This is a genomic window from Photorhabdus temperata, assembly GCF_025384845.1.
Classification (GTDB): Bacteria; Pseudomonadota; Gammaproteobacteria; order Enterobacterales; family Enterobacteriaceae; genus Photorhabdus; species Photorhabdus temperata.
In genome coordinates this window covers 1-19,583 of sequence record NZ_JAJAFX010000080.1, presented here as the reverse complement: position 1 = coordinate 19,583, position 19,583 = coordinate 1, and the positions used below count along the sequence as shown (strand labels likewise).

Genomic DNA, 19,583 nt, shown 5'->3' with positions numbered 1-19,583 from the left:
TAGACTATTGCATTAAGGCGTGTAATACAGAGAGGTAAAACCTCTTGTAATGGTTCTGATTAGCTTGGAATGATAGTTTGGATCAAGGAATTGCTCTTCAAACATGTTTCACCTTGAATGCAGAGTTCATTGTGTTTTGCAAGGTAGCATTGGGCGCGAACGCTCCATTCAAAACAGAAATCTTCTGATACCCAAAATAGACAAAAATCTGGTCACTTTTTTACATAAGCAGGGCAGCAAAAATACTAAGATGCCTCTAGTTAATTCAACCTAATTTTGGAAAAGATAATGCCAATTTCACCCATTAGCGGCCGTATGCCACTTAGCCAAATGCAGGCTCCTCAGCAGGCAGCTGCCTCTCCTCTACTCGAACAGGGAAATCGTCTGTTCGAACAGTCTGTTCACCGTGGTCCTCTGCACTTCCAGAGTTCGGATCTCAAACAGTTGATCACTGAACTGCGCCAGTTGCAGAGTGCTCCTAGCAGCGGGCAGGCTCAACGGGTACAGGATGCTATCCAGCACTGGGAGAACCACCATCCCAAAGAGGTGGCGGCCCGTGGCACCCGCCTCACCGAGCTTAAACAAGCTCTGGCGGAACAGGGTGCTATGGTGCGTGCCCACCAGCCAAATGTGGTAGCGCCCGGTATCAAGGCCATGTTACAACAGGCCATGCCGACCTTGCAGAAGATGGGAACCTATGCATGTACCGATGCAGGCACTTTCGTTAGTAAGCAGAATCCTCATTATCAGAAAATCATGGAGAGATTACGGTTATTCAATGACAATCCGGATCGTCAGAAGGTTAATAACCAGGCTAACATGATGTCTAACATGGCAGCCATCGCCGCCAAGCGAGGCAACGTCAGCCTCGGCCAATTGCAATCCATCGCCCGCCATGTTGCCAATGCCCAGGCTGGCTGCTGTACCACCCTGGCCTACTCTGCGGCAGCCGAATTGATGAAGCACAATCAAGACAACCAGCAGCGCATTGAGGTAGTTGCTCATCGTGGCTCCAAGGGGCATACCCAGACCCACTGCTTCGTGGTAGTCGGTCGCGATCCCAACAGTGAGCTCAGCAAACCAGAAACTTGGGGTTCTCAGGCACGCGTCATCGATCCTTGGGCCGCGACCATAGGTGGTGAGCTACGAGGTACACCAAGTAAGCCTCCAATCGCCAACCTGTGGCCGCCGACTGAATCCGTGTTTGACAACCATAAAGAGTAATCATGTTCAATCTCCTATTATCGGATCTGTGTCGGCTCCTTGGGCTGACACAGGAGGCCCTGCACCCGGAGGGGCTTGATCTGCCGCTTGGCCCTTTTAGCCTGCATATCCGTCAACGTGATGAGCTGGTGACTTTGTTTATTCCGCTGGGTGATGTTCAACCCCGCTCTTTGGCTGTATTAGCCGACTGGCCGCCGTTGCAATTGAGCCGCAGCGGTGAGGGTGAGACCCTGCTTTGGAGCCGTGAATGGCTGGATAAGCTGGATGCCGAGTTGCTGGCCAGCTTGGTCGGGCGAATGTTACAGCAAGCCAGGGATCTTACGGCTACAGTTCCTGCCACTGAAAACCAAGGATGGTCACCGTTAGGCATCCAAGGAACCTCGTGGCACAAAGTTTAGCAAAAATCGTCGTAAACCTTCGCCCAATGCGGGTGGAAATATCAGGTGAAAAAACCGAAGGGCTTGATTAATCAGAATACCATTCGCTGATTAATGACTTTATTACTGGGTATAGGCTCTCCTATAGGGGGCCTTACGGAAATAATTTGTGAGAAATTCACAGAAGTAAACTTTTAAATTAATTTTATATAATTGCTTAATTACAAGGCTAAACCATCGGTGTCGATACCTGTACATAAAAATGAATAAGGGCGGTTTCCCGCCCTTTACAGATTTAAGTAAGTTTCAGCAGATTAAAGAATGTTGATCTGCACTGACTCGGTATTCCAAGGCGAATTCGTGGAAGTGTTTTGGTACCTGAAGGTACCATTCTGGTTGCCATCGAGGTTATATTCTCTAAGGTAGCCGGCTACAGTTTGGCCCGCAGTGCACGGCCAAGTGTAGTACCCGTTCGTAATGCAAACTGGTGTAGAAGCGTACATCGCGGAGTTGTGCAGTATATTTCCGTTCATCCAAGCAAAGGAGCTGTATCCATAACCAATTTCCAGAACGGCGGCGCGGAGCTGCTGTCCTCCGTGATCGCAGGTCGTCGCAAACAAGTTGGAAGTGTATTCCCATCCGCAATTCGTTGAGCCAACGGCATAGACCCACATATTGGTTAGCGGAGGTGCGGGTGCGTCAACAGGTCCAGAATTAATTTTGAGATCCCTCTCTTCGGCCCGGATAGGGCTTTCAGCGTTAGGCAGCAGCTGGGATTGCGCTATCTGGACTTTTTGAGCAGTAGGGACTTCTTTAAGTTGCTCTGTTTGGGCGTAGGCATTAGCACCAAACAAGGAAGCAAGAGATAACAAAATAGCAAGTTTATTTTTTTTCACGATTGAACCCTCTTAGAAATGGAAAAACATGATTCTAAGGAAGTGAGCAAAAATCACATCATCAAATTTTATTTATGTAATGAGTGGGATTTAGCCTGCTCTTATCGTGTTTTTGTTTAGCGGAACAGGGGAGGGTAAATGATTAAGGAATTGCTCTTCAAACACGTTTCATCTGGCGAGAAATTGTTTGCATCTATAATTTAGCAAAAACCGCCATAAACTCTCGATCAGGGCGGGGAGCAGTCACCTGAGTTTCGCAAACGGTAAATGTGGGAAAACCGTGATACCATTGAGCACATCTTAGTCCGGGGTTACCCGTACCGTGCTCAATAATATCACTGCCGTCACGCGGAAATTGTCTCCTGCTGACAGCGACTAACCTGTATTTCGCATTCCTGCCGCTACACCCGCTATTGTGACCATCAGCGCCTGTTCAAGCTGTGGATCAGGGTGTTGCTGCTGACGGGAACGTAGCAGAAGTTCTGCCTGCAAAACGTTTAATGGATCGGTATAAACATTACGCAGGGCGATTGATTCTGCAATCCACGGTAAATCTGCCATCAGATGTTCATCTTTGGAAATGGTTAATACCGTTTTAATATCCGCTGAAAGTTGTTCACGCAGCTTCTGACCTAATGACCACAAACTCTTGTCTACCAAGCGGTGATCATAATATTCCGCCAACCATAGGTCCGCTTTAGCGAAAACCATCTCCAGCATACCAATGCGAGTTGTAAAGAAGGGCCAATCGCGGCACATTTCTGCCAGTACACCCTGTTTACCATCATTCACGACTGTTTGTAGTGCAGCACCTGCGCCTAACCAGGCCGGCAACATCAGGCGGTTCTGTGTCCAGGCAAAAATCCACGGGATAGCTCGCAAACTTTCCACACCCCCTGTCGGGCGGCGTTTGGCCGGGCGAGAACCCAAAGGGAGTTTAGCCAATTCCAGTTCTGGCGTTGCAGCACGGAAATAAGGCACAAAATCAGGTTGTTCACGCACATAATCACGATACATCCTGCAAGAAACATCAGACAAGGTATTCATTATCTGATGCCATTCCGGCTTAGGTTCTGGTGGTGGTAGCAGGTTGGCTTCCAGAATTGCGCTGGCATACAACGCTAAACTACTGATAGTGACCTGTGGCAGACCGAATTTGAAGCGAATCATTTCACCCTGTTCAGTGACACGTAGCCCACCTTTCAGGCTTCCCGGTGGCTGGGAAAGCAGCGCTGCATGTGCTGGTGCGCCGCCACGGCCAATGGTACCGCCGCGACCGTGGAACAAAGTCAGCGTGACGCCTTCTTTTTCACAGGCTTTGATTAGTGCATCTTGTGCGCGGTATTGCGCCCATCCCGCAGCCATCACCCCGGCATCTTTTGCCGAGTCAGAGTAGCCAATCATCACCATCTGTTTGTCCTGAATCAGCGAGCGATACCATTGAATATTCATCAATTGTTGAATAACATTTTCGGCGTTGTTCAGGTCATCAAGAGTTTCGAACAGCGGGGCAACGGGTAAGGTGAACGGACAACCGGCTTCTTTCAGCAGCAGGTGAACCGCTAATACATCAGAGGGCACTTTAGCCATTGAGATAACGTAAGCAGCGATGGCGTCTTGAGGTGATTCTGCAATCACCTTACAGGTTTCGAAAACTTCTTGAGTTTCAGCGCTTGGTTGCCAGTTGTGTGGGATCAGTGGGCGTTTGGAATTCAGTTCATGCAGCAAGAAAGCCTGTTTCTCTTCTTCCGACCAGCTTTCGTAGTCGCCTAATTCTAGGTATTGCGTCAATTCAGACATGGCGGTTGTATGGCGGCTGCTTTCCTGACGGACATCAATGCGTACCAGTGATAGACCGAAGCAACGAATACGGCGCAGGATATCCAATAATTGGCCGTTGGCGATGATTTCCATGCCACAGGTTTTCAGTGATTGATAACAGGCGTAAAGGGGCTGCCAGAGCTGTTCATTATCCACCAGCAGATCAGTGGGCGGCAAAACTTGCTCCCCTTTCAGCCGTTTCTCTAAATATTCCAGTGTATTGCTGAGTTGTGCTCGCAGTTTTTTGGCAATTTCCCGATAAGGTTCCAGAATTTCATCACCACCTGCCAGTTTGCGAACTTCTGATGTGCATTCAGACATGGATAATTCAGAAACCAGAACCTGAATATCTTTCAGGAACAGATCGGCTGCTTTCCAGCGGCTAAGTAGTAATACATGACGAGTAACTTCAGCCGTGACATTCGGGTTGCCGTCGCGGTCGCCGCCCATCCAGGAAGTAAAACGGATGGGAACAGCTTCGACCGGCAAGCTGTAATCAATGGACTCTTCCAACTGTTCATTGAATTCACGCAGGAATGCCGGCACACCATCCCATAAGCTGTTTTCCACCATAGCGAAGCCCCATTTAGCTTCATCAATTGGAGTAGGGCGGATTTTACGGATTTCATCGGTATGCCATGACTGGGCAACTAACTGGCGCAGGCGGCGCATAATGTTATTACGCTCATAATCCGCCAGATCATCGTGATCTAATTGTGACAGGCAGGTGTTAACGGCTACCAGTTTGTGGATCAAGGTACGACGTGCGATTTCCGTTGGGTGAGCGGTGAGGACCAGTTCAATAGACAGCTCATTCACCGCTTTTTTCAGATCGTCGTTATTGAAATTTTTTTCTTTTAACTGGGTGAATAACTTAGCCAAAGCAACCGGGTTGCTGGCAGCTTCACCATGTGGGGATATGCTGTGATATTGTTCCGCGACATTTGTCAGGTTGAGAAATTGATTGAAAGCGCGGGCAACCGGCAACAGTTCATCATTGGATAAGTTTTGCAATGTGGATAATAGTTGCTGGCGGTGTGCTTCATTGCCGGCACGGGATGATTTGGATAATTTGCGGATAGTTTCAACTTTATCGAGAATATCTTCTCCTAAAGCTTCTTTGATCGTATCTCCCAGCAGCTTACCTAGCATGCTGACATTACTGCGCATTGCGGAATATTGTTGATTCATGTGACTCTTGGCCTTTATAACTGGCAGAATGTTGATTCTGTTCCTGTAGAAAAATTTTATTAACGTGGCGGGAAATTGTTTTTTGTGGCGCCACAATGTTGCATTTACCCTAAGCCCTCATATTCATATCAGAAAATAATCAGTTTGGGCGAAATTTCTAAAATTTAATACTGGGCTATTTTCTATAAGTTTTACTTATTATCTGCGCTGTGTTTATGTGCAAGGTACTTGGGAAAGGCTTGTTTGTTTCTTGTTCTGATGCTTGAGTCCCCCCTGATTTTTGGGGGGATAAGTTGAAACAATTAATTATTGCTCAGACAAAAATGATCTATTAACTGAGAGATTATCTTTCTGGTAGGTTCAATAAATGACATATCAATAAACTCATCCGGCTGATGTGCCTGTTCAATCGAACCTGGGCCAAGTACCAACGTTGGGCATAATTCCTGAATGAATGGCGCTTCGGTACAGTAATTCACGGTTTCAGCCTTGCGGCCCAGCAGTTTTTCTATTACATCAACCATCTTGTAGTCTGTTGGGCATTCATATCCGGGAATGGGTGGATGTAATTCATTGATGGTCAGACGGCCAGGCCAACGTTGTTTCACCGGTTCCAGGGCCTCGTTTAACAGCCCATTCAGATCCTGTAATGTCAGCCCCGGTAATGGGCGAATATCCATATGCAATTCACAATGTGCGCAAATCCGATTTACCGCATCACCGCCATGAATATAGCCGAAGTTCATGGTCGGGTATGGAATGGCAAACGCCGGATTGTTGTAACGCTCTTTTAGCGTGTCGCGCAATTCAATCAGATGACCAATAGATTCATGCATCAAATCAATGGCGTTGATACCACGGGCTGGATCACTGGAATGCCCTGACTGGCCGACGATGCGGATAGCGTTCGATAAATGCCCTTTGTGTGCACAGATAGGCCGCAATGCCGTCGGCTCACCGATAATCGCGAAATCCGGTCGGATAGTTGTACTTGCCGCAAAATAACGGGCACCTGCCATTGTTGTCTCTTCATCCGCGGTAGCCAGAATGTACAGCGGACGGGTTATTTTACTGACATCAATATCCCGCAAGGCATCAATGATAAAAGCGAAGAAGCCTTTCATGTCTGCCGTACCTAAACCATATAGTTTGTTATCACGTTCTGTCAGGGTGAAGGGATCTTTAGTCCAGCGCCCTTCGTCAAAAGGGACGGTATCGGTGTGCCCACATAGCAGTAATCCACCTGAACCCTTCCCCAGAGTTGCCAGTAAATTATATTTCCCGCGGACTTCGGGTACCGGTTGTATTTCAATTTCGAAACCAATTTCCTTTAACCAGCTTGCCAGCAGGTTGATTAAAGACTCATTACTTTGATCGATACTGATATCGGTGGCGCTGATTGAGGGAGTAGCGATTAACTGCCGAAATAGCTCAATAAATGGAGGTAATTTAATATTCACTGTTGACAGCCTTTATTCATGATAGTATCAATATTCATGCATTTTTTTTGAATAAAAATACATTATCCCGTTTAAATACTGAGCACAAGGTAAAGATATCCCATGTTGAATACGCTGGTTGTTGGTGCAAGTGGTTATACCGGAGCAGAACTGGCAGCATATCTGCATCGTCACCCACATATAAATCTGATTAGGCTAATGGTTTCTGCTCAGAGCGTTGATGCAGATAAATGCTTCTCAGATTTACATCCACAGTATAAAGGCATCGTTGATCTACCGCTGCAACCGCTGACTGATATTACTGATGCTGCTAAAGGGATTGATGTGGTTTTCCTTGCCACCGCCCATGAGGTCAGTCATGACATTGCGCCGGTATTTCTGGCAGCAGGTTGCGTTGTGTTCGATTTGTCCGGTGCCTATCGCGTACAAAATGCTCAGATTTATCAACAATACTACGGATTCAAACATAAGCATACTCAATGGTTAACACAAGCTGTATATGGACTTGCCGAATGGCAGACTGAAGAAATTAAACAGGCCCAGTTGGTTGCTGTCCCGGGATGTTATCCAACGGTTTCTCAACTCGCTCTAAAGCCACTACTGGAAAAGGGTTTGCTCGATACCGGTCACTGGCCGGTGATTAATGCGACTAGCGGTGTGAGTGGTGCAGGTCGGAAGGCCAGTATGACCAACAGTTTCTGCGAAGTTAGCCTGCAACCTTATGGGATATTTACTCATCGTCACCTACCTGAGATTGAGGAACATCTGGGGACCAGGGTGATTTTTACTCCGCATCTTGGCAATTTTGCGCGGGGTATTCTTGCCACGATTACCTGTAAATTGAAGTCCGGTGTTACCGCAGAACAGATAAGTGAAGCTTATCAACAGGCATATAAAGATAAGCCTCTGGTACGTCTTTACAACAAAGGAGTGCCAGCTCTGAAATCGGTTGTTGGATTACCGTTCTGTGATATTGGTTTTGTTGTACAGGGTGATCACCTGATTATTGTCGGTACTGAGGATAATCTCTTGAAAGGCGCGGCAGCGCAGGCAGTTCAGTGTATGAATATACGTTTTGGGTTTGAAGAAACTCAGGCATTACTTTAATTATTGGCATGAGGGAGTAAAGCAGATGGAACCTTTAGTCATAAAGTTAGGTGGCGTGTTATTGGACAATGAAGAAGCACTGGAACGCTTGTTTACTGCATTACAGGAATATCGGCAAACACATAAACGCCAGTTGGTGATTGTTCATGGTGGTGGTTGTCTGGTAGATGAACTGATGCAGAAGCTGCAACTGCCGGTAGTGAAGGAGCAAGGATTACGGGTAACACCCGTTGAGCAGATAGGGATTATCACCGGCGCATTGGCAGGTATCGCTAATAAAACTTTGTTGTCGTGGGCGACTAAGTATCAGCTTGCATCAGTTGGATTATATTTAGGAGATGGTAATGTGGTCACGGTTTCCCAACTGAGTGAAGAGTTGGGGCATGTGGGGAAAGCGATGCCGGGTGATGCTAGGTTGCTAAGAATGTTACTGGATGCTGGTTATATACCCATTATTAGCTCGATTGGTGTAACTGATAAAGGGGAGCTGATGAATGTGAATGCGGATCAGGCAGCAACGGCGATAGCTCAGACTTTGGGGGCTGATCTGGTATTGCTCTCTGATGTTAGCGGCATTTTGGATGGTAAAGGGCAGAAGATCCCTGATATGACCGCTCAGAAAGCTGAACAACTTATTGTGCAGGGCATCATTACTGACGGCATGATCGTGAAGGTGAATGCAGCTTTGGATGCAGCTAAAACATTAGGTCGCCCGGTAGATATCGCCAGTTGGCGTCATGCGGATCAACTGACTGCCTTATTTAACGGTGTTCCCGTCGGTACTCGTATTCTGGCTTAAATCAAGTTTGATTAATTTTCGGCAATGAACAACAACGGAATTTCAAAGGGTAACTTCATGCATACTAAAGATATTAAAAAAATAGTTCTCGCTTATTCTGGTGGTCTGGATACTTCTGCCATTATTCCCTGGCTGAAAGAGCATTATGACAACTGTGAAGTTGTTGCATTTGTCGCCGATGTGGGGCAAAGCCGTGAAGATCTGGAAGGCGTGGAACAAAAAGCTTTGCGTTCTGGCGCATCAGAATGTCACGTTGTGGATCTGCGTGAGGAATTCATTAAAGATTATGTTTATCCAGTACTGAAAACCGGTGCCTTGTATGAAGGCAGATATTTGCTGGGAACTTCAATGGCGCGGCCAATTATTGCTAAAGCTCAGGTTGAACTGGCACTGAAAGTGGGGGCCGATGCACTTGCTCATGGTGCGACAGGTAAGGGTAACGATCAGGTTCGGTTTGAGAGTACCTATACCGCGTTAGCGCCCCATCTGAAAGTGGTAGCTCCGTGGAGAGAGTGGGATTTACGTTCCCGCGAAGCGTTGTTGGATTATCTGAAAGCACGGGATATTCCAACGACGGCAACACTGGAGAAAATTTACAGCCGTGATGAGAATGCATGGCACATCTCTACAGAAGGTGGCGTGCTGGAAAGCACTTGGAATGCATCCAATAAAGATTGCTGGGTGTGGACAGTGGAGCCAGAAGAAGCGCCAGATGAAGCTGAACTGGTAAGCATCACTATTGAAAAAGGCGAAGTTGTTGGGATTAACGGTAAGGTGATGTCGCCATATCAATGCCTTGAAACGTTGAATGTGTTGGGGGCAAAACACGGTATTGGTCGGATTGATATTGTGGAAAACCGGCTGGTGGGAATGAAATCCCGTGGTTGTTATGAAACGCCGGGAGGAACCATCATGATGGCCGCATTGCGTGGTGTCGAACAACTGGTGCTGGATCGTGATAGCTTTAAATGGCGCCAGCAACTTGGGCTGGAAATGTCCTATGTCGTTTATGACGGACGTTGGTTCGCGCCGTTGCGTCAGTCTATTCAGGCAGCCGCTGAGATGTTGGCTGCGGATGTCAGTGGTGAAGTGGTACTGAAACTCTATAAAGGCCAGGTGACAGCAATCCAGAAGAGATCGGCAAACAGCCTTTATTCTGAAGCGTTTGCAACGTTTGGTGAAGATGAGGTTTACGATCACAGCCATGCAGAAGGGTTTATTCGTCTGTATTCTCTCTCTTCACGTATTCGGGCATTGAATAGTAAAGAGTAATTTCATCGTTCGTGGCAACTAGGATAATGACCAGATTGTGAATCCGTTTCTGGATTGGCTTTTCTGGTCCATTATCTCCACTTAATGCATGAAATTACGGCTTATAAAAGGCAATACATCACTCAGGCATCAGATAATCAGGAATAAAAATATGGCACTTTGGGGCGGGCGTTTCAGTCAGCAAGCAGATCAACGGTTCAAACAATTTAACGATTCACTTCGCTTTGATTACCGACTGGCGGAGCAGGACATTACAGGTTCGGTTGCATGGTCGAAAGCGCTGGTGACTGTTGGTGTGCTGACGGCTGAGGAGCAACAAAAGCTGGAAATGGCATTAAATGAATTGCTGAGTGAGGTTCAAACTAGTCCACAAGCTATCCTGCAAAGTGATGCGGAAGATATTCATAGTTGGGTGGAAGGGCAGTTGATCAGCAAAGTCGGCGATCTGGGTAAGAAGCTTCATACAGGTCGTAGCCGTAATGATCAGGTGGCAACAGACCTCAAACTTTGGTGTAAAGAACATATTACCTATATTCATCAGGCAATTGTGGCATTACAGCAGGTATTGGTTGTTACCGCAGAGAATAATCAGGATGCGGTTATGCCGGGTTATACCCATTTGCAAAGAGCACAGCCTGTCACATTTGCTCATTGGTGCCTGGCTTATGTAGAAATGTTGGCTCGTGATGAAAACCGGTTACAGGATACTTTAAGACGGCTGGATACCAGCCCGCTTGGATGCGGAGCATTGGCCGGAACCGCTTATGATATTGACCGCGAACAGTTGGCGTCATGGCTGGGGTTCGCTGCTGCGACCCGTAATAGTCTGGATAGCGTTTCAGATCGTGACCATGTGCTGGAATTGCTATCTGATGCCAGCATCAGCATGATCCACCTTTCCCGTTTTGCTGAAGACCTGATTTTCTTTAACAGTGGTGAAGCGGGCTTTGTTGAACTGTCAGATCAGGTGACTTCTGGGTCTTCCCTGATGCCACAGAAGAAAAACCCGGATGCGCTGGAGTTAATCCGCGGGAAATGTGGGCGGGTGCAGGGAGCATTGACCGGTATGATGATGACCCTGAAAGGTCTGCCGCTGGCCTATAATAAAGATATGCAGGAGGATAAAGAAGGGTTGTTCGATGCGCTGGACACTTGGCTCGATTGTTTGCATATGGCAGCGTTGGTACTGGATGGTATTCAAGTCAGGCGTTCACGTTGTGAAGAAGCGGCTAAACAGGGTTATGCCAACGCAACTGAATTGGCTGATTATCTGGTCGCAAAAGGTGTTCCATTTCGTGAGGCTCACTATATTGTCGGGGAAACCGTGATTATGGCGCTTGCGCAAGGTAAGGCGCTGGAAGAGCTGTCATTGGCAGAGTTGCAGAAATTTAGCAGCACAATTACTGAAGATGTATACGATATTTTGTCTCTGCAATCTTGTCTGGATAAGCGTCTTGCAAAAGGTGGTGTATCGCGAAAACAGATCATGAAAGCGATTACAGATGCTAAACAGAGACTAAAGCTTAAGTAAGTCATCGTTGGGGGGTATTAATATCCCCTGTAAAATAAATGAGATCTTTATATATAAGTTTTTAAGGATTATCTGATAGTCTTCTCCTCACATTGATATAATTATCTATTGGTAGTTTCTATCATTTATATTCAATATGTTGAGGTGGGAATGAATATCCGCGATCTGGAATATCTTGTGGCTCTTGCGGAGCATCGGCACTTTCGCCATGCTGCCGATTCATGCCACGTCAGCCAGCCTACGTTAAGCGGGCAAATTCGTAAGCTTGAGGATGATCTGGGTGTCATGTTGTTAGAACGCACCAGTCGTAAGGTTTTGTTCACGCAACAAGGGATGTTATTAGTGGAACAGGCCAGAACGGTTCTCCGTGAGGTTAGGATCCTACAGGAAATGGCATCACTTCAGGGGGAAAATATGTCTGGCCCTCTGCATATTGGTTTGATCCCAACAATTGGCCCATATTTGTTACCTCATATTATTCCTGAACTTCATAGTTTGTTTCCTAAGTTAGAAATGTATCTGCATGAAGCTCAGACGCAAAGTTTGTTAGCCCAGTTGGAGAGTGGCAAATTGGATTGTGCGATTCTGGCGATGATTAAGGAGACAGAAGCTTTCATCGAAGTGCCGTTATTTGAAGAATCAATGAAACTGGCAATCTATGATGACCATCCTTGGGCAGATAGAGAAAAAATTGCAATGGATGAATTGGCAGGTGAGAGGCTGCTGATGCTGGAGGATGGTCATTGCTTACGTGATCAGGCCATGGGTTTTTGTTTTCAAGCCGGAGCGAAGGAAGATACACATTTCCGTGCAACCAGTTTGGAAACTCTGCGTAATATGGTTGCTGCCGGTAGTGGAATCACTTTATTGCCTGATCTGGCAGTTCCACAGGAGAGGAAACGTGATGGTGTCTGTTATCTGGGGTGTGGTAACCCTGAACCTAAGCGGTCTGTTATTTTGATTTATCGGCCTGGTTCACCTCTGCGTGGTCGCTATGAGCAACTGGCAGAGGTTATCAGCGCTAAAATGGGCGCTTATTATGGGCAATCAAAATAGCCGATTCAGGCCATTCAGGGCCGCGACACGATAGGCTTCAGCCATAGTTGGATAGTTGAAGGTAGTATTGACGAAATATTCGATAGTATTACTTTCACCTTTTTGTTCCATAATAGCTTGGCCGATATGAATGATTTCAGCAGCACGCTCCCCGAAACAGTGAATACCAAGAATCTCTTTGGTTTCCCTGTGGAACAGTATTTTCAGGCTTCCGACATTCATCCCCGCAATTTGTGCGCGTGCAAGATGTTTAAACTGCGCGCGCCCAACTTCATAAGGCACTTTCATTGCTGTTAATTGTTGTTCGGTTTTACCCACAGAGCTTATTTCTGGAATGGTATAGATGCCCGTTGGAATATCTTCAATCAGATGAACTTCGGCGCTTCCTTTAGTCATCGCTTGCGCGGCAATTCGGCCCTGATCATAAGCAGCGGATGCCAGGCTTGGATAACCGATAACATCTCCTACCGCGTAGATATTTTCGTTGCTGGTTTGATAGATCTTATTGACTTTCAGTAACCCGCGGCCATCGGCTTCCAGACCAATGTTTTTCAGCCCAAGAGTATCGGTATTGCCTGTTCGGCCGTTAGCATAAAGCAGACAGTCGGCTTTGACTTTTTTACCGGATTTGAGGTGAACGATAACACCATCATCAACACCTTCAATTTTAGAATATTCTTCATTGTGGCGGATCACGACACCACTATTCCAAAAATGGTAGGAAAGGGCATCTGACATCTCTTGATCAAGGAAAGCCAGTAAGTGGTTACGGGTATTGATTAAATCAACTTTCACGCCTAATCCGCGGAAAATTGACGCATATTCACAACCAATCACCCCGGCACCATAAATAATCACATGCCGTGGTTCGTGATCCAGTTTCAGAATGGAATCGCTGTTATAAATACGGGAATGGGTGAAATCAACATCCGGCGGACAATATGGGCGGGAGCCGGTCGCGATAATAATCTTATCTGCACTTAAGATATCGTAGTTATCATCGGCATAGCGCACACTCACCCGGTGGTCATCAATAAATGTTGCTTCCCCGGAAAACATACGGCACCCATTGCGCTCATAAAATCCTTGGCGCATTTTAGTTTGTTGATTAATGACAATTTCAGCGCGGCGTAAGATTTCAGCAAATGAAGAGCGAAGAATGCGGGAATTATCACTGTACAGCGGGTTTTGGTTAAATTCGATAATACGGCTGACGGCGTGGCGGAGGGCTTTGGACGGGATAGTACCCCAGTGAGTACAACCACCGCCGACGTTGTTGTAGCGTTCGATAACGGCAACGCTTTTACCCTGTTTCACCAATCCCATTGCGGCTCCTTCTCCACCGGGGCCGGAGCCAATGACAATGGCGTCAAAATGAATATGTTGCATAGAGGAAAGACCTGTTTTTACACAAAATTACAACGCTATATTAACATTGGTTGAGTTAATAACCCAATCGTCATAAGGATTTTATGTCACAGTTTAATGATGAAACAAATCCGTATCAGTGACATGATAAGAGCATGATTATAAAATTTGGTATATTTCTTCACTATATTTAGACAGAGATATCAGGATTCGTGTGAGTAACATTACTGGCGTCAGAGCGAAACAGAAAGAAAGAACCCGCCGTTCACTGATTGAGGCGGCATTCAGCCAACTGAGTGCTGAACGGAGTTTTACCAGCCTTAGCTTGCGTGAGGTGGCTCGTGAAGCAGGCATTGCGCCAACTTCATTTTATCGCCATTTTCGTGATGTTGATGAATTAGGGCTGACTATGGTGGATGAGAGTGGCTTGATGCTACGTCAGTTAATGAGACAAGCCCGGCAACGTATTGCTAAAGGTGGCAGTGTCATCCGCACATCTGTCTCAACTTTTATGGAATTTATTGGTAATAATCCAAATGCATTCCGCTTATTATTACGTGAACGCTCAGGTACCTCTGCTGAATTCCGTGCCGCTGTCGCACGGGAAATCCAACATTTTATTGCTGAGTTGGCAGACTATTTAGAGCAGGAAAGCCGTATGCCGAGACATTTTACTGAAGTACAGGCAGAGGCAATGGTAACAATAGTATTCAGTGCAGGTGCAGAAGCATTGGATATTGATTTGGAGAAAAGACAGCGTTTGGAAGAACGTTTAGTCTTGCAACTACGGATGATTGCTAAAGGTGCATATTATTGGTATCGCAGAGAAATAAATCCACCGGACCCTAAACTTAAATAACTATGAAGAAGGAGAACGAAATGATGGAACAATACCGCCAGGACAAAAGTACGTTGTTACTCGCTTTTATTGTCGGATTAGCAACTAATGGAACGTTTTCAGCAGTTTTTAGCTCAGTTGTTTCTTTTTCAGTTTTCCCATTGATAACACTGGTGCTATCAATTTATTGTCTCCATCAGCGCTATTTGAATCACTCAATGCCTGATGGGGTGCCTAAGCTGGTTGTCGCTTGCTTCCTCTTGGGATTATTTAGTTATAGTGCAATTATCAGGGTGGAATACCCTGAAATTGGTTCTAATTTCCTCCCCGCGGTAATAGGGACTATATTGGTGTTCTGGATTTACAGAAAAATAAAAGTCCGTAAAAACCAAGCAATTGCAGAAAACAGCCATTAATTGATGAAAAACGCCGGAGAGATAATTATCTGCGGCGTTTTTGTTTTGTATACTGGTTAAGTATTAGTTTAATTTTTCCAGAAGTACGCCACATTCCATATGGTGTGTATAAGGGAACTGATCAAACAGGGCCAGACGGCTGATTTTATGCGTTTGGGTTAATGTTTCTAGATTATGGCAAAGGGTTTCCGGGTTGCAGGAAATATAAAGAACCCGCGGATATGCCTGGACCATCTCAACTGTTTTTTCATCAAGGCCGCTACGCGGTGGATCGACAAAAATAGTTTCACATTGATAGCTTTTCAAATCGATTCCCTGAAGGCGATTAAATTCGCGTTCGCCATTCATTGCTTGAGTGAATTCCTCTGCCGACATTCGGATAATTTGCACATTATCAATATTATTGGCTGCGATATTGTATTGAGCAGCAGCAACGGATGGTTTGGCAATTTCTGTCGCCAATACTCTTTCAAAATTTTGAGCTAACGCCAGAGAGAAATTGCCATTTCCGCAATAAAGTTCAAGCAAATCGCCTTGTGAACCTTTGGTAATATCAATCGCCCATTCGAGCATGTGAATATTGACGCTGGCATTTGGTTGGGTGAAACTATTTTCTACCTGACGATAGATCATATTCCGACCTGCAATAGGTAAAACCTCATCAATGTAATCATGGTTCAATACGATTTTGGTTTTAGCTGCCCTGCCAATTAGCTCAATGTCAAACCCTTTATTTCTTAACTCTTCACGTAGCTTTAATGCCTGTTGTGTCCATTCATCATCCAACTTTTTGTGATAAAGCAGAGAAATAAGGATTTTATTACTGTTAGTGGACAGATAATCAATCTGAAATAGCTTATGGCGTAGGATCTGTTCGGATTTAATGGCGTCAATTAACACTGCCATCATGTTGTTGATTAATTTACTGGCGACAGGAAATTGTACAATGCGAATACGCTGTTTTGTCTGTTGATCAAACATAATATGGTACAAATCATCCTGCTCATGCCAGATTCGGAATTCTGCCCGCATTCTGTAATGAGATACCGGTGAGCGGAAAACCTCTGGCTCCGGGGTTTGGAAAGGCGCCATCATGTTTTTTAAACGGCTTACCTTCTCTGCAAGTTGTTGCTCATAGCTTTCCGTTGGCAGGAGATTTTGCATTATGTTTGTTCTCTTATATCTGTAGTAAGAAAAATTTTCGTGCGAAATTGTAGGGAAAGAGCAAAGGATATCCAGTTTTCTTATTACTCATTCATAATCCTGTCTATGCTTATATTCTAAACAGGTCTGATCCTTCATCGTAGCATGGAGGTTGGGCCTTCTAACAATCATTGTTGGATGTTTTCTCTATATGATAAATAAAAACCGGTTTTTATTATCCGCAATTTCAGTTGCAGTGATCTCTGGTTGGAATCCTGTTGCTGTTGCGGAAGAACAGCAGGATTCATTGGTTGTTACGGCAAGTCGATTTAAACAGCCTGTTTCAAGCATACTGGCTCCTCATGCCGTTGTAACACGAGATGAAATTGAGCGTTGGCAGTCAAATAGCGTAGCCGATATTTTACGCCGCTTGCCCGGTGTTGATATTGCGCTGCATGGTGGCATTGGGCAGTTAAGTTCTCTGTTTATCCGTGGTACTAACTCTAGTCATATATTGGTGCTGGTGGATGGAATACGTCTAAATCAAGCTGGTATCAGTGGCTCCTCTGATTTAAGCCAAATACCTGTATCGTTGATTCAGAAAATTGAATATATCCGTGGGCCACGTTCTGCGGTTTATGGTTCTGATGCGATTGGCGGCGTTATCAATATCATAACGAACAGAGAGAAACCGGGAACCAGTCTAAATGTAGGTATTGGCTCACACGGTTACCAGATTTATGATGGCGCAACCCAGCAAAGATTAGCTGAAAACACCTCACTGACAGCAGCAGCCAGCTATACCTATACTAAAGGATTTGATGTAGTTGCTGCGGGTAATACCGGTGGTTTCAGGCAGCCTGACCGTGATGGTTTTATGAGTAAAATGCTCTGGTTGGGAGTTGATCAGAAATTTAATGAGCAATTCAGCGGATTCGCCCGTGTTTATGGCTATGACAATAGAACATCTTATGATGCGGATATTAACTGGAGTTATCCATATGCCAGGCCAGATACTCGTGAACTTTATAGCCGTCACTATGACGCAGGGATCCAATTTAACCAAGGGATCTACTCGTCCCAATTAATTGCAAGTTATAGTCATATAAAAGACTACAACTTTGATCCTAAGTATGGGCGTTATGACAAATCCGCGACTCTTGGTGATTCTGAACAATATAACTTGCAATGGGGAAATACCTTTCAGTTATATCAGGGAATGATGAGTGCTGGTGTTGACTTCCAAAAACAGTCCATTGATGCTGGAACAAGTTATATTCCAACGGGTGAAACAGTACGTAATACAGGGATATATCTGACAGCACAGCAGCAATTAAATGATTTTATCCTGGAAGGCGCGATTCGGTCAGATAAACATTCAGAAGCTGGCTGGAATACTACATGGCAAACCAGTGTAGGCTGGGAGTTTATTGAAGGTTATCGTTTGATTGCTTCTTATGGTACGGCGTTTAAAGCGCCGACTCTTAGCCAGATGTATGGTTCTTGGGGAGGTAATCGAGATTTGAAACCTGAAGAAAGTAAACAATGGGAAGGGGGTATAGAAAGCGTAACAGGTTTGTTGAATTGGCGTCTTTCTGTATATCGTAATGATATTGAACAATTGATCGATTATACAAATAGTCGCTACTACAATATCGGCAAAGCAAAAATTAAAGGTGTTGAATGGACTGGTTCAATAGATACTGGAATATTCCAGCATCAATTGACATTGCAATATATCGATCCACGTAATGGTGAAACTAATGAGATTTTAACTCGCCGTGCGAAGCAGCAAGTGAAATATCAACTTGACTGGCAGCTATATGATTTTGATTGGGGATTAACCTATCAATATCTTGGGCGGCGTTATGATAAAGATTCCAGTACATATCCTGCTCGAGAAGTAAAATTAGGTGGAGTTAGCTTTTGGGATTTAACTGTTTCATATCCGGTCACTGTTCATCTGACAATTCGTGGTAGGATAGCCAACCTGCTTGATAAAGATTACGAGACAGTTTATGGCTATCGCACTCCAGGACGTGAATACTACCTCACTGGGAGCTATAACTTCTGATTTTAATAAACCTGTCCGCCCTACAGTTTTAGTTTTTGATTCGGGTGTAGGTGGTTTATCCGTTTACCAAGAGATCCGGCAATTGTTGCCGGATCTCCACTATATATACACATTTGATAATGAAGCATTCCCTTATGGTGAAAAATCGGAAGAATTTATTATTGAACGAGTCGTTAAAATTGTTGATGCCGTTCAGCAAAAACACTCTCTGGCAATAGTCGTTATTGCATGTAACACCGCAAGTACCGTCAGTTTGCCAGCTTTGCGTGAACGGTTCCATTTCCCGGTGGTTGGTGTGGTTCCAGCGATAAAACCCGCAGCGAAGTTAACTCGTAATGGCATTGTTGGGCTATTGGCGACGAGAGCGACAGTGAACCGATCCTATACAAAAGAACTTATCGAAAGATTTGCGATAGATTGCAGAATTGAATCTATAGGTTCTGCTGAGTTGGTAGAATTAGCCGAAGCTAAACTGCATGGTGATAAGGTATCTTCCGACGCTTTAAAAAAGATACTGAAACCTTGGCTCAGAATGAAAGAACCACCTGATACAGTGGTATTGGGTTGTACTCATTTTCCACTATTGGCAGAAGAATTAGTCCAGGTACTGCCTGATGGTACACGCTTAATTGATTCCGGTGTCGCTATTGCCCGAAGGACAGCTTGGTTGGTTAAACATCAGGAGAATCTTATTTGTACTTCAGCAGATAGCCTTGCTTATTGTATAAAAATGAATGCTGATACTGATGAATTAATCCCTGTTTTGCAGGAATATGGATTCTCAAAACTGGAGAAATTGATAACTTAAGTTAAATTTGGCGCAATAAGCAGCAGTCGTTAACTTTTTTCAAAATAATTATTGCCAGCGCCGAAGAACGCCCTATAATGCGCCACCACTGACCGACACAACGCTGACAAAACGTGTGAGGCCAGGCGGAGCAAAGTGAATAAGCGCTTGACTCTGCGGGCGAAAAGCGTAGTATACGCAGCCCGGCTGAACGAGAATGTTA

16 protein-coding genes are annotated in these 19,583 nt (G+C 45.2%); 11 read left to right on the top strand and 5 right to left on the bottom strand.

Annotation, left to right across the window (positions count from 1 at the left end):
• The first annotated feature begins 288 nt into the window (after positions 1–288).
• Positions 289–1,224, top strand: coding sequence for a hypothetical protein (locus LGZ99_RS21890; protein ID WP_262979587.1), 936 nt, complete (start codon positions 289–291; stop codon positions 1,222–1,224).
• A 2-nt stretch (positions 1,225–1,226) separates the two neighbouring features.
• Positions 1,227–1,622, top strand: a complete 396-nt coding sequence (locus LGZ99_RS21885; RefSeq protein ID WP_021325455.1) for a hypothetical protein — start codon at positions 1,227–1,229, stop codon at positions 1,620–1,622.
• Positions 1,623–1,915: 293 nt separating this feature from the next.
• Here LGZ99_RS21885 and LGZ99_RS21880 read toward each other — a convergent pair whose 3' ends face one another.
• From LGZ99_RS21880 to argE, 3 genes are all read right to left on the bottom strand, one after another.
• Positions 1,916–2,497 carry a YolA family protein gene (locus tag LGZ99_RS21880; protein ID WP_023044590.1) on the bottom strand — a complete coding sequence of 194 codons (582 nt, stop codon included), beginning with the start codon at positions 2,495–2,497 and terminating at the stop codon, positions 1,916–1,918.
• Positions 2,498–2,872: 375 nt separating this feature from the next.
• A complete protein-coding gene (gene ppc / locus LGZ99_RS21875) occupies positions 2,873–5,509 on the bottom strand; it encodes a phosphoenolpyruvate carboxylase (RefSeq protein WP_036841300.1) in 2,637 nt (878 codons plus the stop codon).
• 302 nt (positions 5,510–5,811) lie between these two features.
• Positions 5,812–6,969 (bottom strand): acetylornithine deacetylase, encoded by a 1,158-nt coding sequence (argE, locus tag LGZ99_RS21870; protein ID WP_036841301.1) that lies wholly within the window; start codon positions 6,967–6,969, stop codon positions 5,812–5,814.
• 102 nt (positions 6,970–7,071) lie between these two features.
• Here argE and argC point away from each other — a divergent pair, with 102 nt between their 5' ends.
• The 5 genes from argC to oxyR all read left to right on the top strand — a co-directional run bounded on the left by argC (position 7,072) and on the right by oxyR (position 12,734).
• Positions 7,072–8,076 (top strand): N-acetyl-gamma-glutamyl-phosphate reductase, encoded by a 1,005-nt coding sequence (gene argC, locus LGZ99_RS21865; RefSeq protein WP_036841302.1) that lies wholly within the window; start codon positions 7,072–7,074, stop codon positions 8,074–8,076.
• Positions 8,077–8,101: 25 nt separating this feature from the next.
• On the top strand, positions 8,102–8,875 hold the full coding sequence (gene argB, locus LGZ99_RS21860; protein WP_036841304.1) for an acetylglutamate kinase: 774 nt from the start codon (positions 8,102–8,104) through the stop codon (positions 8,873–8,875).
• A 57-nt stretch (positions 8,876–8,932) separates the two neighbouring features.
• A complete protein-coding gene (locus LGZ99_RS21855; RefSeq protein WP_036841306.1) occupies positions 8,933–10,147 on the top strand; it encodes an argininosuccinate synthase in 1,215 nt (404 codons plus the stop codon).
• A gap of 151 nt (positions 10,148–10,298) precedes the next feature.
• On the top strand, positions 10,299–11,678 hold the full coding sequence (argH, locus tag LGZ99_RS21850) for an argininosuccinate lyase (protein ID WP_036841307.1): 1,380 nt from the start codon (positions 10,299–10,301) through the stop codon (positions 11,676–11,678).
• 150 nt (positions 11,679–11,828) lie between these two features.
• Positions 11,829–12,734 (top strand): DNA-binding transcriptional regulator OxyR, encoded by a 906-nt coding sequence (oxyR, locus tag LGZ99_RS21845; protein ID WP_023044594.1) that lies wholly within the window; start codon positions 11,829–11,831, stop codon positions 12,732–12,734.
• Here the strand turns inward: oxyR and sthA are convergent.
• Entirely contained in the window at positions 12,726–14,123 is a 1,398-nt protein-coding gene (sthA, locus tag LGZ99_RS21840; protein ID WP_021325463.1) for a Si-specific NAD(P)(+) transhydrogenase, read from the bottom strand. The genes oxyR and sthA overlap by 9 nt on opposite strands.
• A gap of 193 nt (positions 14,124–14,316) precedes the next feature.
• On the opposite strand from sthA, the gene fabR reads away from it, so the two are divergent.
• Together fabR and LGZ99_RS21830 are read left to right on the top strand one after the other, a co-directional pair.
• Positions 14,317–14,961 carry an HTH-type transcriptional repressor FabR gene (fabR, locus tag LGZ99_RS21835; RefSeq protein ID WP_021325464.1) on the top strand — a complete coding sequence of 215 codons (645 nt, stop codon included), beginning with the start codon at positions 14,317–14,319 and terminating at the stop codon, positions 14,959–14,961.
• Between the two features lie 23 nt (positions 14,962–14,984).
• Positions 14,985–15,356 (top strand): YijD family membrane protein, encoded by a 372-nt coding sequence (locus tag LGZ99_RS21830; protein WP_021325465.1) that lies wholly within the window; start codon positions 14,985–14,987, stop codon positions 15,354–15,356.
• Between the two features lie 63 nt (positions 15,357–15,419).
• Here LGZ99_RS21830 and trmA read toward each other — a convergent pair whose 3' ends face one another.
• On the bottom strand, positions 15,420–16,523 hold the full coding sequence (gene trmA / locus LGZ99_RS21825) for a tRNA (uridine(54)-C5)-methyltransferase TrmA (RefSeq protein WP_152552771.1): 1,104 nt from the start codon (positions 16,521–16,523) through the stop codon (positions 15,420–15,422).
• A gap of 187 nt (positions 16,524–16,710) precedes the next feature.
• Between trmA and btuB the strand changes: the two genes are divergently transcribed.
• Both btuB and murI read left to right on the top strand, forming a co-directional pair.
• The gene (gene btuB, locus LGZ99_RS21820; RefSeq protein WP_036841310.1) at positions 16,711–18,573 is read left to right on the top strand and encodes a TonB-dependent vitamin B12 receptor BtuB; all 1,863 of its coding nucleotides are present in this window, start codon (positions 16,711–16,713) and stop codon (positions 18,571–18,573) included.
• A complete protein-coding gene (gene murI, locus LGZ99_RS21815; protein WP_036841312.1) occupies positions 18,518–19,381 on the top strand; it encodes a glutamate racemase in 864 nt (287 codons plus the stop codon). The genes btuB and murI overlap by 56 nt, the downstream gene beginning before the upstream one ends.
• Positions 19,382–19,583: the final 202 nt, after the last annotated feature.

What these genes read in the sequence shown, in the direction of transcription:
- LGZ99_RS21890 (WP_262979587.1), top strand. Translation starts at nt 289, where the DNA reads ATGCCAATTTCACCCATTAGCGGCCGTATGCCACTTAGCCAAATGCAG.
- LGZ99_RS21885 (WP_021325455.1), top strand. Translation starts at nt 1,227, where the DNA reads ATGTTCAATCTCCTATTATCGGATCTGTGTCGGCTCCTTGGGCTGACA.
- ppc (WP_036841300.1), bottom strand. Translation starts at nt 5,509, where the DNA reads ATGAATCAACAATATTCCGCAATGCGCAGTAATGTCAGCATGCTAGGT.
- argC (WP_036841302.1), top strand. Translation starts at nt 7,072, where the DNA reads ATGTTGAATACGCTGGTTGTTGGTGCAAGTGGTTATACCGGAGCAGAA.
- argB (WP_036841304.1), top strand. Translation starts at nt 8,102, where the DNA reads ATGGAACCTTTAGTCATAAAGTTAGGTGGCGTGTTATTGGACAATGAA.
- LGZ99_RS21855 (WP_036841306.1), top strand. Translation starts at nt 8,933, where the DNA reads ATGCATACTAAAGATATTAAAAAAATAGTTCTCGCTTATTCTGGTGGT.
- argH (WP_036841307.1), top strand. Translation starts at nt 10,299, where the DNA reads ATGGCACTTTGGGGCGGGCGTTTCAGTCAGCAAGCAGATCAACGGTTC.
- oxyR (WP_023044594.1), top strand. Translation starts at nt 11,829, where the DNA reads ATGAATATCCGCGATCTGGAATATCTTGTGGCTCTTGCGGAGCATCGG.
- sthA (WP_021325463.1), bottom strand. Translation starts at nt 14,123, where the DNA reads ATGCAACATATTCATTTTGACGCCATTGTCATTGGCTCCGGCCCCGGT.
- LGZ99_RS21830 (WP_021325465.1), top strand. Translation starts at nt 14,985, where the DNA reads ATGGAACAATACCGCCAGGACAAAAGTACGTTGTTACTCGCTTTTATT.
- btuB (WP_036841310.1), top strand. Translation starts at nt 16,711, where the DNA reads ATGATAAATAAAAACCGGTTTTTATTATCCGCAATTTCAGTTGCAGTG.
- murI (WP_036841312.1), top strand. Translation starts at nt 18,518, where the DNA reads ATGGCTATCGCACTCCAGGACGTGAATACTACCTCACTGGGAGCTATA.